The sequence below is a fragment of the Bifidobacterium animalis subsp. animalis ATCC 25527 genome, assembly GCF_000260715.1.
GTDB lineage: Bacteria > Actinomycetota > Actinomycetes > Actinomycetales > Bifidobacteriaceae > Bifidobacterium > Bifidobacterium animalis.
Map to the genome: position 1 here is coordinate 521,109 of NC_017834.1, position 12,391 is coordinate 533,499.

Annotated in this window: 8 protein-coding genes and 1 tRNA gene; 2 read left to right on the plus strand and 7 right to left on the minus strand. The window is 61.7% G+C overall.

Annotated elements, in window-relative coordinates; genetic code table 11:
* Positions 1-506 precede the first annotated feature (506 nt).
* A tRNA-Ser gene (locus tag BANAN_RS02210) sits at positions 507-591 on the minus strand.
* 335 nt (positions 592-926) lie between these two features.
* Positions 927-2,213 carry a serine--tRNA ligase gene (serS, locus tag BANAN_RS02215; RefSeq protein ID WP_014697320.1) on the minus strand — a complete coding sequence of 429 codons (1,287 nt, stop codon included), beginning with the start codon at positions 2,211-2,213 and terminating at the stop codon, positions 927-929.
* 170 nt (positions 2,214-2,383) lie between these two features.
* Between serS and BANAN_RS02220 the strand changes: the two genes are divergently transcribed.
* Positions 2,384-3,541 carry a diacylglycerol/lipid kinase family protein gene (locus tag BANAN_RS02220; RefSeq protein WP_014697321.1) on the plus strand — a complete coding sequence of 386 codons (1,158 nt, stop codon included), beginning with the start codon at positions 2,384-2,386 and terminating at the stop codon, positions 3,539-3,541.
* A 159-nt stretch (positions 3,542-3,700) separates the two neighbouring features.
* Positions 3,701-5,377: a phosphoglucomutase (alpha-D-glucose-1,6-bisphosphate-dependent) gene (pgm, locus tag BANAN_RS02225; RefSeq protein WP_014697322.1), complete on the plus strand. Its 1,677-nt coding sequence runs from the start codon at positions 3,701-3,703 to the stop codon at positions 5,375-5,377.
* A 121-nt stretch (positions 5,378-5,498) separates the two neighbouring features.
* Here pgm and BANAN_RS02230 read toward each other — a convergent pair whose 3' ends face one another.
* The 5 genes from BANAN_RS02230 to BANAN_RS02250 form a co-directional block, all read right to left on the minus strand.
* Entirely contained in the window at positions 5,499-7,046 is a 1,548-nt protein-coding gene (locus BANAN_RS02230; protein WP_014697323.1) for an alpha/beta hydrolase family protein, read from the minus strand.
* A 102-nt stretch (positions 7,047-7,148) separates the two neighbouring features.
* Complete coding sequence (locus tag BANAN_RS02235; protein ID WP_014697324.1) at positions 7,149-7,769, minus strand: DUF4125 family protein; 621 nt, start codon at positions 7,767-7,769, stop codon at positions 7,149-7,151.
* A 29-nt stretch (positions 7,770-7,798) separates the two neighbouring features.
* Positions 7,799-9,931 (minus strand): DUF4037 domain-containing protein, encoded by a 2,133-nt coding sequence (locus BANAN_RS02240; protein ID WP_014697325.1) that lies wholly within the window; start codon positions 9,929-9,931, stop codon positions 7,799-7,801.
* A 54-nt stretch (positions 9,932-9,985) separates the two neighbouring features.
* Positions 9,986-10,696: a LuxR C-terminal-related transcriptional regulator gene (locus tag BANAN_RS02245; protein ID WP_014697326.1), complete on the minus strand. Its 711-nt coding sequence runs from the start codon at positions 10,694-10,696 to the stop codon at positions 9,986-9,988.
* 192 nt (positions 10,697-10,888) lie between these two features.
* Complete coding sequence (locus tag BANAN_RS02250; protein WP_014697328.1) at positions 10,889-12,358, minus strand: ATP-binding protein; 1,470 nt, start codon at positions 12,356-12,358, stop codon at positions 10,889-10,891.
* Positions 12,359-12,391 lie beyond the last annotated feature (33 nt).

A 12,391-nucleotide genomic window follows, 5' to 3' on the forward strand; every position in this document is an offset into this window, starting at 1 on the left:
TCAATCTCAACACGGCATGTTGTATCTGTTTGCGGTGTCGTCTTTGCAATTTCGATCTCCAAGCGGCATGTCGCGGTTTGTCTGCAGTATCGCCATGAGACCAGATTTGCAAGCATGGCATTGCTGCGGGGCTCTCGCTGACCGACTCGAGATGGAATCTGCACACACGACACTATTGCGCGCTTCTCAATGGTCTCGTTTGCAGATTCAGTCTCAACAAGGCAGGCGAGAAGTCTTGCGGTGACTGCTCTGAGATTGAGATTGCAAATATGGCGCGTTATTCCGGTCGTCAATGGCCGACCTGAGATTGAATTTGCAAATATGACACAACTGCTGCGCCGCGGTGGTCGGAACAGAGATGCGTTTGCAAACATGGCACAGGCAAACGACATGCCTGCAGGCCGGGCATAATGCAGAGTGATGTGCCGATGACCTCGGGAACGTGTGTGTGGCAGGAACGCGTATGAAAAAACGGGGTTCCGAATCGAATTCGGAACCCCGGTGGGCGGATAGGGCGAGATTCGAACTCGCGGACGCTTGCGCGTCAACGGTTTTCAAGACCGTCTCCTTAGGCCGCTCGGACACCTATCCATATGCGCAGGCGGACTCGCCGCACACGACTATTCAGTGTAGCATATGGCTGCTCTTTGCGTAATCCGGGACATGTGTGAGCCCGATTTGTCTCCAATTATGCAGAGTGTGTCGTGCGTAATTGGGGACAAATTCAGCGTGCCGTTGTCTCTTTTCACGCAGAGTAAAGGTAAAAGTAACAGTAAAAGTAAAAGTATGAGATCTGCCGGGTATTTCTTACGTAAAAGGGGACAGATTCAGGCTGCATAATGTCTCCAATTACGCAACAAGCGGGCATATGCGCCCGCTCGTTGCGAAGTATGCCGGCACGGATCATTGCCGGTTCAGGGGAATGCTCAGGCCTCCCACTTGCGCGGCTCGATTACTTCCTTGCCGCCCATGTACGGCCGCATGGCCTTCGGGATCTCGATCGAACCGTCTTCCTGCTGGTGGTTCTCGAGAATCGCCACGAGCCAGCGGGTGGTGGCCAAGGTGCCGTTGAGCGTGGCGACAGGGGAGGTGCCGCCGTCGGCAACGCGCTCGCGAATGTTGAGTCGGCGTGCCTGGTACTGCGTGCAGTTCGAGGTGGACGTGAGCTCGCGGTAGCGGCCCTGCGTGGGAACCCAGGCCTCGCAGTCGAACTTGCGTGCTGCCGAGGAACCCAGATCGCCCGCGGCCGTGTCGATTACGCGGTACGGGACCTCCACCTTGGCGAGCATCTCCTCCTCCATCGCGAGAAGCTTCTGGTGTTCGGCATCAGAGTTCTCCGGCTTGGCATAGACGAACATCTCCACCTTGTCGAACTGGTGGACGCGAATGATGCCGCTCGTGTCCTTGCCCGCGGCGCCCGCCTCGCGCCGATAGCAGGAGCTCCATCCGCAGTAGCGCAGCGGACCGTCGCTCAGGTCGAGAATCTCATTCTCGTGCATGCCAGCAAGCGCGACCTCCGAAGTGCCCACCAGATAGTCGTCGTCCGGCTCGCGCAGACGGTAGATCTCATCGGCGTGCGAGTTGAGGAAGCCGGTGCCGCGCATGACTTCCGGACGCACGAGCGTAGGTGTGATCGCAAGGATGAAACCGTGCTCCTGTGCCTGATCCACCGCCATCGTGAGCATGGCGATTTGCAGACGTGCCACATCGCCACGCAGGAAGTAGAAACGGGAACCGGAGACCTTCACACCGCGCTTCATATCGATGCCGGCGACTTCCTCGCCGAGGGTGAGGTGGTCTTTCGGCTCGAAGCCCTCGGCTGCGAAATCGCGGATCTGACCGACTTTCTTCACCACAACGTAGTCGTCTTCGCCGCCTTCCGGCGCCTGTGGTTCCACGATGTTCGACAGCTGCCACATCGCGGTGGTGTACTGTTCGTCGGCGGTGTCGGCGCTTGCTTTGAACGAGGCGACCTGTTCGGAGAGCTCCTTGGTCTGCGCGATCAGCTTCGCCTTCTCATCCGGTGCGGCCTTGGCGACCTGCTTGCCGATCTCCTTCTGGCGGGCGCGGGCCTCTTCGAATTGCTTGAGCGAGGAGCGGCGTTCCTCGTCGGCACGGAGCACCTCGTCGACGAGTTCGACGGATTCGCCGCGTTTGCGTTGTGATTCCTTGACTACTTCAGGATGTTCACGAATGAATTGAATATCGAGCATAGTTCAACTCTAATGTGCAAAGCCGACAGATTGCAGCGTTTTTCACGCATGTTCGCGGGTGCGGCACGGGGCGATGATCCGTGTATTCGCCGCCGGTCCACACACCACCACACGTGCCCGAAAGGTGCATTTGGTAAAATCGGGAATGCTGGCCTACGGGAAGGAGCGCAATGGGTGACAATCAGTGGGTTCTGATTCTCGTATGCATGATCGCCGCCATCATTGTGATCGTGGGGGCTATCGTCGGCATTCGCATCGCGTTGCACAAACGGCGTGTGGAGGCGATCAAGAACGAACGCCGCAGGGACGCGGTGCATTATGCCTTCGTGATCAACCCGAGCAAGCCGACGGCCGGCGAGACGCGCGCGTTCATTGAGCGGTTCTGCGCGAACCGTTGCATCGCCGACATCATGTTCATTGAAACGCAGCTCGACAAGGACGGCCGAGCCTGTGCGCTCGAAGCCCTCGAGCAGGGGGCGGACGTGGTGATTGCGGTGGGCGGCGATGGCACCGTGCGCACGGTCGCGAGTGCGATGGGCGGCACGAACCATGCCATGGGCATCATTCCGATCGGCACGGGCAATCTGTTCGCCCGAAACATGAACATTCCGGTGGGTGACCTCGAGGCGGCGATGCTGATTGCGATCTCGCATGGGTCGTACAAGGTCGACATCGGTCGACTGCAGCTGCTCGACCACCCGGAAGAGGATCATGCGCACGCCTTCCTGATCATCGCCGGCATTGGCTTCGATGCGGTGATGATCGACGACACCGACCCCAAGCTCAAGAAGAACATCAGTTGGCTCGCCTACTTCGTGGCCGGTGCCAAGCATCTGTTCGCCCCCAAATACCATGCGAGCGTGGTGCTCACCGACGCGAACGGCGACCAGCATGTGCGCGAGGATGTCGGGTTCCGCACGTTCATGAGCGGCAACTGCGGCGAGATTCCGGTGTTCTCGCTCATGCCCGACGCCTCGTTCAACGACGGTCTGCTCGATTTCGAGGTGATCGACACGAATGGCGGCATCATTGGCTGGATGAATCTGTTCGGCGACGTGGTGCATCAGACGATCACGCGCAAGGCCCAGCAGAGCCCGCTGTCGGTGCATTCGACGATCGACCAGGTGCAGGGCGTGAGCGCCGAACTGCAGTTGGAGAGGCCGGTTCCCGCGCAGGTGGATGGCGACATGCTGAAACCGACCCGACACATCCGTTTCTCCGTGGATCACAATGCGCTCATCGTGCGCGCGCCCGGGCAGGATGCCGAGATGACCGGCAATCTGCAGCCCGTTCGTGTGGATGCGAGCGGCAAGCCAAGATTGCGGTGATCGCAATCGGTGCAAAGGCGTGACATGCCACAGGTGTGCAAACGATTGCATATCTTGGCGTCGTTGGCTTTCCGTTCGGCGAATCCGCGGTAGACTGGAGTCAGCTCCCGCATATGATGTGCGGGATACGCAATCTGAACACTACAGAATGAGGAAAGTATGGTTGCAAAGAACGCGGGACTTCCCGCAACCCCAGCGGATCTGATCGATGTTGACGAAGTGGTCGGCGCATACTACGACGTGGTTCCGGATCCGTCCGTTCCCGAGCAGCGCGTGATCTTCGGCACCTCCGGACACCGCGGATCGTCGCTCAAGACGTCGTTCAACGAGGCGCACATCGTCGCAATCTCCCAGGCCATCGCCGAATACCGCAAGGCGGCCGGCGTGGACGGCCCGCTCTACATCGGTCGCGACACCCATGCCCTGAGCCTGCCGGCATGGAAGACCGCGATCGAGGTGCTCGTGGCGAACGGCGTGACCGTATGCATCGATTCGCGTGACGACTTCACGCCCACGCCGGTGATCTCCCAGGCCATTCTCACGCACAACCGTGCCGCTGACGGCACCCAGCGCTTCGAAGGCCCAGGTCTGGCGGACGGCATCGTGGTGACGCCTTCGCACAATCCGCCCACCGACGGCGGCTTCAAGTACGATCCGGTCACCGGCGGCCCGGCTCCGGCTGACGTGACCAATGCGATCGCCAACCGCGCGAACGAACTGCTCGGCGACTTCCGCAACGTCAAGCGCGTGCCGTTCGAACAGGCCGTCAAGTCCGAGTTCGTCAAGCGTTTCGACTACCGCGAGCACTATGTGGACGACCTGAAGAACGTCATCGACTTCGATGTCATTCGAGACTCCGGCGTGCGTCTGGGCATCGACCCGCTCGGCGGTGCCTCGGTGAACTACTGGCCGCTCATCAATGAGAAGTACGGTCTGAACATCGGCGTGATCCGCCCTGAGGTCGACCCCACTTGGCGTTTCATGACAATCGACCATGACGGCAAGATCCGCATGGATCCTTCATCGCAGTATGCAATGAAGGGCCTGGTCGACGCGCTCAATGCCGGTGCATGGGACAAGTACGATCTGGTCGGCGGCACCGATCCTGACGCCGACCGCCACGGCATCGTCTGCCCGAACTGGGGCGTGATGAATCCGAACCATTATCTGGCCGTCTGCGTCGAATACCTGTTCGGGGGCAACCGACCTGACTGGCCGGAGCACACCGGCGTGGGCAAGACGCTCGTCTCCTCCTCGCTCATCGACCGTGTGGCCGCCTCGATCGGTGCCCCGGTGGTGGAGGTGCCTGTCGGCTTCAAGTGGTTCGTCGACCCGCTGTTCACCGGCGAGATTGCTTTCGGCGGTGAGGAGAGCTCCGGTATGAGCTTCCTACGGTTCAACGGCCGTGTGTGGACCACCGACAAGGACGGCATCATTCCCGACCTGCTGGCCGCGGAGATCACCGGCAAGACCGGCAAGAACCCGGCCCAGCTGCATCAGGAGCAGGTGGAGCGCTTCGGCGAGAGCTGGTATTCGCGCATCGACACGCCGACCACGCTCGAGCAGAAGCAGAAGTTCGCCAAGCTCGACGCCTCCGATGTGACTGCCACGAAGCTCGGTGGCGAGCCGATCGAGCAGATCCTCACGAAGGCCCCAGGCAACGATGCGCCGATCGGCGGCATCAAGGTCGTCACGAAGGACAACTGGTTCGCCGCGCGTCCTTCGGGCACTGAGAACATCTACAAGGTGTACGCGGAATCGTTCGTCTCGCCCAAGACGCTCGGCAGCGTGCTCACGGAGGCCACCGAGGTGGTCGACAAGGCGCTCGGCGAGTGATTCCAAGACCGTTAGGCCTATAAACCTAATAAGCCTATAAGAGAAAGCGGGCTGCAGATGCACATATCTGCAGCCCGCTTTCTCATTCGGTCTTATGTATGAATGCGCCTGCTGGCATGCCTCAGCCAATGAGGCCGAAGAACGAGCTGAGCACCAGCGCGCACAGCACGCTCACCGACAGGAGGGCGACGGTGGCGGTATGCCCGGAAGCCATGCGCATGGCCGTCTTCGGATATTCCTTGTCGATGTTGCCGGGGCCGTAGAAGAAGAACATGCGCACCCACATCCAGCTGTTCATGACAATGAGCACCATGCTGCCCAACCGCAGCATGCTCCAGCCGAAGGAGAGCATGGTGGCCTCATCGGTCAGCGAGAGCGCGGCCTTCGCGGTGAACGCGAAATAGCCGAGGAAACCGGCCGCGCATATCGGCAGCAAAACGATGTTCGTGATGATGAGCACTTTGGAAAGCATGGTGAAACGGTGCACCACAATGTGCCCGCTGTCATCAACAGTCTTCGCCTCCACCCGTTTGCGCGAGACGACCGCGCCTATGCAGAAGACAACCGTGAGCAGCCACGAAACGAGACACACCACAATGAGCACCACGAGCACCCAGACCGACGACACGAGTCCGGAGGAGATGTTCTCCGGAATCGCATACTCCTGGTAGGGGCGCGCGCCGGCGATATCGGGAGTCTGCCAGTCGTCCTCCGTGGCACCGGCGGCGATTGCGTTAATCCAATCCTCGAGATTGTGGGTGTAGTCCTTGTCGAGCGGCAAGCCGGGCAATGAGAGCGAGGAACCGGTGCGCATCTGGTGATTAGTGGGGTAGTAGCGCACGACCACGTTCGAATTGCCGGCCACACGGGCATCTTCGATGAGCTGGTGCGCACCCTGCTCCACCGGCATCGAGGGGTCGATCGTCCCGTAGTCGATGAGCAGCGGCATCGTGAGCGTGTCACGGTAGTCGGTGGCATTGAAATCCGCGTATTCTAGGCCGATCGGCGCGAAGTTGAGACTGAGCAGGCGCGGGATGATGTCGACGACGCCGCCTGGCGCGCCGATGATGTTCAGGTATTCAGTGGCCGCCATCGCCATCTGCTGGCGACCGGAGTACACGGGCGCGCTCGTGAGCACCTGGAATGCGATGTGCCTGTCTTTATGCGTCATCACCGAGGCGATCCACGTGCCCTCCGACTCCGCGTACAGGCCGACCTTGCGCGCGTCCACACCCTGCTGTGTGCGCAGCAGATTGAGCCCGGCGAGGTAGTCTTCGGCGCTCGAGTTATAGTCGCGGTGCAACGGCGTGTAGTTGTCGAGGCGCTTGTCTTGCACGAGTGTGGTGATGCCGGCCGAGGCCAGCGCGTTCGCGAGATCGGCGTACACCTCCTCCGCCTTGCCGGTGCCCGCGCCATGCACGAACACGCATGCGGCGCGACCTCCGGGCGCATGCTCGGGCTCGCGCAGAATCGCATTCACCGTCTTGCCATCGGAGATGGGCAGCCGCAGACGAGTCTGCCTGACTTGGTAGGTGCCTTCCTGCGGGGTGGTGATGCCGCGCGCTTTGATCGTCGTGCTACGCTCGGTGACCTGCAGATGCATGCTGAGCGGTTTCACCGACCATTTCGGTTCCATCGCGATGCCAAGTCCCGCGAACAGCGCAATCATGACAATGGATACGCCGAACGTCCACGCAAGCTGTCTGAAAAAATGCTGCACAGTAACACTGTACCGATTCGGCAGATATTCCTCTTACCGCGACATGCGAGCCTATGCGCGACGCTGGGCTGCCTCCGCCTCGTCCAGACTCGCATAGCCCTCGAGACGCACCGTGTTGGCGATGATCTGCTCGGTCAGATTCTCCCGCCTGCGTTCACTCTCCCGCACGAACCGCTCGTACAGGTCGAGCGTGCGCTGCGAATACGTGGCCAATTCGCCGCGCAGGTATGTTTCGAACGAGGTGACGGTCTCGCTGTCCTCGGCGGTGTCGAGCACGCGCATGCCCGCGCCAAGTGCGGGGTACCGGTCGGCGAACTCATGCGCCCATGCGAGCTGCCGTTTGATGATGCGTTCCTGCTGCGCAATGCGCGCCTCGGATACCCGCGGCAGATGCGGTTCCAGATCGCGCGCGTAGATCTCGGGTGCCGTTGACGCCATCATGCGCGCGTATTTCTCGGTGACGAGATTGCGCCCGCACGCATCGGCCTCACGCAAGTCGTCAAGGTAGCTCGTCAGCAGCTCCTGCGGCCATGCGGTGAACTGGCTTGCGCGCATCACCTCGAACATCGGCCGGTTGCCCTGGCAGCTCGCGCGTTCGCCTTCATTGTTCGTACGCTGGAACTGGTCCCATTCGCGTTCGATGATCGATTCGATCGTCTGCCGTGTGCTCATATCGCCGCCTTATTCCTTGTTTCGCTGGACTACAGACTGTGCAGGCAGGCCGCCGGCGACGTGATATGCGCCTCCACGTACGGTCGCTGCCATTCGAGGAAGGTCTGCGGGGAATCGCTCAGGCCGAGCGCATTGAGTGTGTGGGTGACCTGTTCGCAGATTGCCTCGACGAGCGCGTTCACTGTGTCGATGCTCGGCGCTGCGCCTTTGCCCCCTTCGCCGAAGCCCGCGCCGCCGAAACAGGCTGCGCTTGACAGGCGCATCAGTTGCTCGAGTTCGCCGCAGATCTCGGTGAGCAGCATCGCAGGGCGCGCGCTCAACCGGCGCAGTGCGTCGAACCGCCACTTGTAGTACGGCGCATAGCCCACACTCGCCGGGTTGTTCACTAGGAACACCAGCGAAGACGCGGCATCGGCGAATTGCTCGATGCAAAGCCAGGCAGCAGCGCCGTCGCCGCGTTCGAGCATGCGCGGCAGATTGTACTGGCCGGCCTGCGAGATCATACCGAGCCTGCGCGAGATCAAGGCGAGCCGCACATCGTCGGGCATGCGGGTGAATGATTGGCGTGCACCGGAGAACGCGCCGAGACCATCCTGGAACACGCGGCCATTCGTGGCGGCCGCCAGCGTGCTCTCGTCGAGCGAGAGCCACAGATGCGGTTCGTCGTCGGCCGGCGCATGGGGCATGCCGGTGAGCTGCGTGAAGAACGAACCGATTTCGAACACGCCGTCACGGCGGCCCGCACCCTGCGCGCGTGGAGTGGCGGCAGAGCGTGAAACACCGTGGAACATGCCGGGGAGGGCGTCGTAATCTGCCTGCAGACGCTCGCCGAACTCCGCATAGTCGTCGGCGGTGAGCCACAGGCACACGCGTGGACCGAAATCATGGTCGCGGGAGAGCGCGTCATCGAAGCCGTAGCATTCGGACCCATGACCCACTAGCCCTGCGGCGATGCGATGCCTGACACTCGCATACTTCTCGTCGATCATCGGTTTGACGAGCTCCTGCCAGTACGCTTTGGCGAGGGCCATGCCGGGTTTGGCGACGCGGAGTGCGGTGCCGGTGGCGAGCGTTCGCGGTGACGTGGAATGCTGCGCGGTGGCCTGCATTGTGGACGGCGCGCTCACATTATGCACCGCGGAACGGTGGATATCGGTGTGGACGGTGGATTGTGCGGGGGAGTCATCCACCGGATCATGTGGATTGCCGGTGGATTGCGTCAGCCCGAGTTTGCGCTGCGCCTTCTGGAGATTCTGCGTGGTGACCCGATAGTAGTCGGTGTGTTCGCCATAGCATCGGGCGATCACGTCAAGGGCGCGCTGGTACTGCCGGACGGCCTCGGCATAGTCTTCGGAGACGAAGCTCACGTGGGCGGCGCCGGCCAATGCGGATGCATAGTGGGCGCTGGAGTCGGAACCGGCATGCTGGTAGATGTTGAGCGCGCGACGGGCGAGTGACTGCGCCTCTTCAAGTTCGGCGGCGGTGGGCTGATTCTCACCGTCGAGCATCGCGAGGGCGAGATTCGTGCAGGTGGAGGCGATAGCCACGTCGGACTGGGCATCCACGCTCGAATGTTCGAGGATCCTCAGCGATTCGTGCAACTCGTCGAGTGCCTGCTGCCTGCGGTGCGTCTGGCTGAACAGCATCGACCGGTTGTTGTGGAGGGCGGCCAGACGGCGATCGTCCGGCCCGTAGGTGCGGCGTGCCGCGTCGAGTGCCTGTTCGAACAGATCCTCGGCCTGGTCGAGATTGCCGGCGGCTCGTTGCGATGTGGCCGCGTTGATGAGCGTGGTGGTCCAGGCCTCGGTGCCTTCCAGACCCATGCGCAGTGCCAGCTCGATGGCGCGCTGGATGATCCACTGGTTCTCCTGATGGCGCCCCTGCGAACGGTAGAATCCCATCGTCTCGTTGAGCACGGTGAGCAGCCCGGCATAGTCCTGCGCGTTCTCGGCGTCGGCCATCGCCTGCTGCAGGTACCCGTCGGCTTTGTCCTTGGCGGTGTGCGCGGCGAACATCGCATCGAGTCCGGCAAGGAACTCGTCTGTGTCAAAGCCGGTGCCCGCGTTTGACGGACTCTTCTCCGACTCCTTGGATGCATCCGATTCGCTTTGGAATTTCCGCAGATTGCCGAGCATCCGCTCAAGATCACGTTGATCGTCCATGCCGCCTCGCTTCCGTGAACTGCTACCTTGCGATTCTAACCCGTGGCGGCAAACCTAGACGATATGGCGGTCGGCAGCCCATAGCGTGAGCTCGTTGCGGTTCGAGAGCTGCAGTTTGCGCAACACGTTGCTCACGTGGGTCTCCACTGTTTTCACCGAGATGAACAGTTCGGCACCCACCTCCTTGTAGGTGTAACCGCGGGCGATGAGTCGCATCACCTCCTGCTCGCGTGTCGACAGTGAGTCGAGCTCGGCATCGTGCGCCACGGTGTCGCCGCCGGCAGCCGATTCATTGGAGGCGTCCATGCCATCGCTCAGCGGCGCCCCCTGGAACGCGGAGAGCACGAATCCGGCGAGTTTCGGCGAGAACACGGCGTATCCGTCGCTCACTTGCTCGATTGAATGGATCAGGTCGTTGCCGGTGATTGTCTTCGTCACATATCCGCGTGCGCCTGCACGGATCACCGAACCCACATCCTGTGCGGAATCCGAGACCGACAGTGCCAGGAATGCCGTCTGTGGGGCATGGGGCTGGGACTTCCTCAGAATCTCCGCGCCACCTCCGCCTTCACCGCCCGGCACATGCACGTCGAGCAGCACGACGTCCGGCTGGGTGTCCGCAATCATCTCGATGGCGCTCGGCACATCCGCCGCCTGCCCGACGACCGTGAAGTACGGTTGCAGCGTGGCTATCACGCCGGCGCGGAACATCTCATGATCATCCACCACCGCTATGCGAATGCCCTGTCGTTCCTGCTCGCTCATCAGCACCCTCCGTTTTTCTCGTGCGCGTTCATATTCCTCTGATTCTGCAGTCTACCCGCCGCCTACATTGCGTCATCAACCGCCCGTTTGCGTGATAGTCGGCTCCGCCTGTGTGATCGGTGCCCCGTCTATGTGATTAGCGCTCCTCATCTGCGTAATTTGGGACATTTTCATGGGTGTTTCTGTCTCCTTTTACGCAGATTGGGGGGATTGTGCGGATTGGGTGGATTGGGCAGCTCGTATGGGATCGCCGGATTGGGCGGCGCGGTCGGTGGGGGAGCCCGACGTGCGCGAGGAGTCGGAACTCGCCTCGAGCGGCATATGCATGCGCACTTCAGTGCCCCAGTTGGGTCTCGACACAATCTCCACCGTGCCGCCGCGCCGGCGCACGCGCCCGATGATCGACTCGCGTATGCCGAGCCGTTCGGGCGGAATGTCGTCGATGTCGAACCCGTTGCCGTGGTCTCGCACAAACACCTCCACCTGATGCCGATCCGTCTCGCAATACACGGAGACCGGTTCTCTGCCGTGCGTGACGGCGTTGACCATCGCCTGCCCCGCTGCATCGAGCAACGCATCGGTCTGCGCACTCGGCCGCGCGTCGCCCACCGTGACCACCTCAATCGGCTTGCCATGCGTGTCTTCCACCTGTGCGGCGATCTCCTGCAGACCGGCGCTCACCGACCTGTCGCTCGTGGTCCGTTCCTGATACAGCCAGCTGCGCAACTCGCGTTCCTGCGACCGGGCGAGCGTGAACACCTGCTGCTCATCGCCGGCATGCAGCTGAATCAAGGCAAGCGTCTGCAATACGCCGTCATGCAGATGCGCGGTCATGTCTGCCCGCTCCTCCTCACGCTCTTTGAGCGCGCGTTCCTGCCATATATTGCGAATCAGCGTCATCAGCAGCGGAATCAGCGCGCAGATTGCCGCCACCAGCAACGCGAATCCGCAGGCGATCGCCGAACCGAACGGCACGGCGCCATTCTTGGCGACCGTCTGTGCCGCGAACACGAGGAATGCGGTGAAAATAAGGCCTTCGCCCACCAGCGTCAGCCATGCCTGCCCGTTGCGCGCGCGCGTGTTGAGCCACGGCAGGCCCATGCCCACCAAACACAGCACAATCGGCAGCATCTGGCTTTCCGAGAATCGCATCACCGCGTTCAACCCGAATGGCAACGCGATGAGCACGACGCCGATTCCGGCGAATATGGCCGGTTTCGAGGCGTTCGCGAGTGTGCGGCGCACGGAGTCCACCGGAGCGGGAGAGCCTGCAGACTGTTCCAATCCGGTGTAGGCATACCAGGCATCCTGTGCCGAGTCGAGCGTCTGCGATACGAAGAGCGGGCTTTCGGATTCACCCACGGAGGCGTTCCCCTTGGCAAGCGGTGCATTGCGTGAGCTGTGGGTGCCGCGCAACCGGGCAGCCTCGGCCACGGGATTCCCTTCGGGAATGGCAATCCACAGCGCCACATAGGCGAGCGCGCCCACGCCGAACCAGCATGCGAGCAGTACGAACACTATGCGTACCCACGCCACCGACACACCCAGATGCATGCTGATGCCGCGGGCCACGCCGGCGATCACACGGCCCTGTTTGGGACGCATGAGCGGCAGCTTGGCAGGTAGTAGCGGAGGAGCGAGATGCTCGGGAATCTGACTCATGGTTCCATTGTGCCGCATTCAGGGGAGGTATGG

Excerpts from the sequence above, each read along its gene's own strand:
- serS (WP_014697320.1), bottom strand. The coding sequence starts at position 2,213 with ATGCTCGATATTCAATTCATTCGTGAACATCCTGAAGTAGTCAAGGAA.
- BANAN_RS02220 (WP_014697321.1), top strand. The coding sequence starts at position 2,384 with ATGGGTGACAATCAGTGGGTTCTGATTCTCGTATGCATGATCGCCGCC.
- pgm (WP_014697322.1), top strand. The coding sequence starts at position 3,701 with ATGGTTGCAAAGAACGCGGGACTTCCCGCAACCCCAGCGGATCTGATC.
- BANAN_RS02230 (WP_014697323.1), bottom strand. The coding sequence starts at position 7,046 with ATGATTGCGCTGTTCGCGGGACTTGGCATCGCGATGGAACCGAAATGG.
- BANAN_RS02235 (WP_014697324.1), bottom strand. The coding sequence starts at position 7,769 with ATGAGCACACGGCAGACGATCGAATCGATCATCGAACGCGAATGGGAC.
- BANAN_RS02240 (WP_014697325.1), bottom strand. The coding sequence starts at position 9,931 with ATGGACGATCAACGTGATCTTGAGCGGATGCTCGGCAATCTGCGGAAA.
- BANAN_RS02245 (WP_014697326.1), bottom strand. The coding sequence starts at position 10,696 with ATGAGCGAGCAGGAACGACAGGGCATTCGCATAGCGGTGGTGGATGAT.
- BANAN_RS02250 (WP_014697328.1), bottom strand. The coding sequence starts at position 12,358 with ATGAGTCAGATTCCCGAGCATCTCGCTCCTCCGCTACTACCTGCCAAG.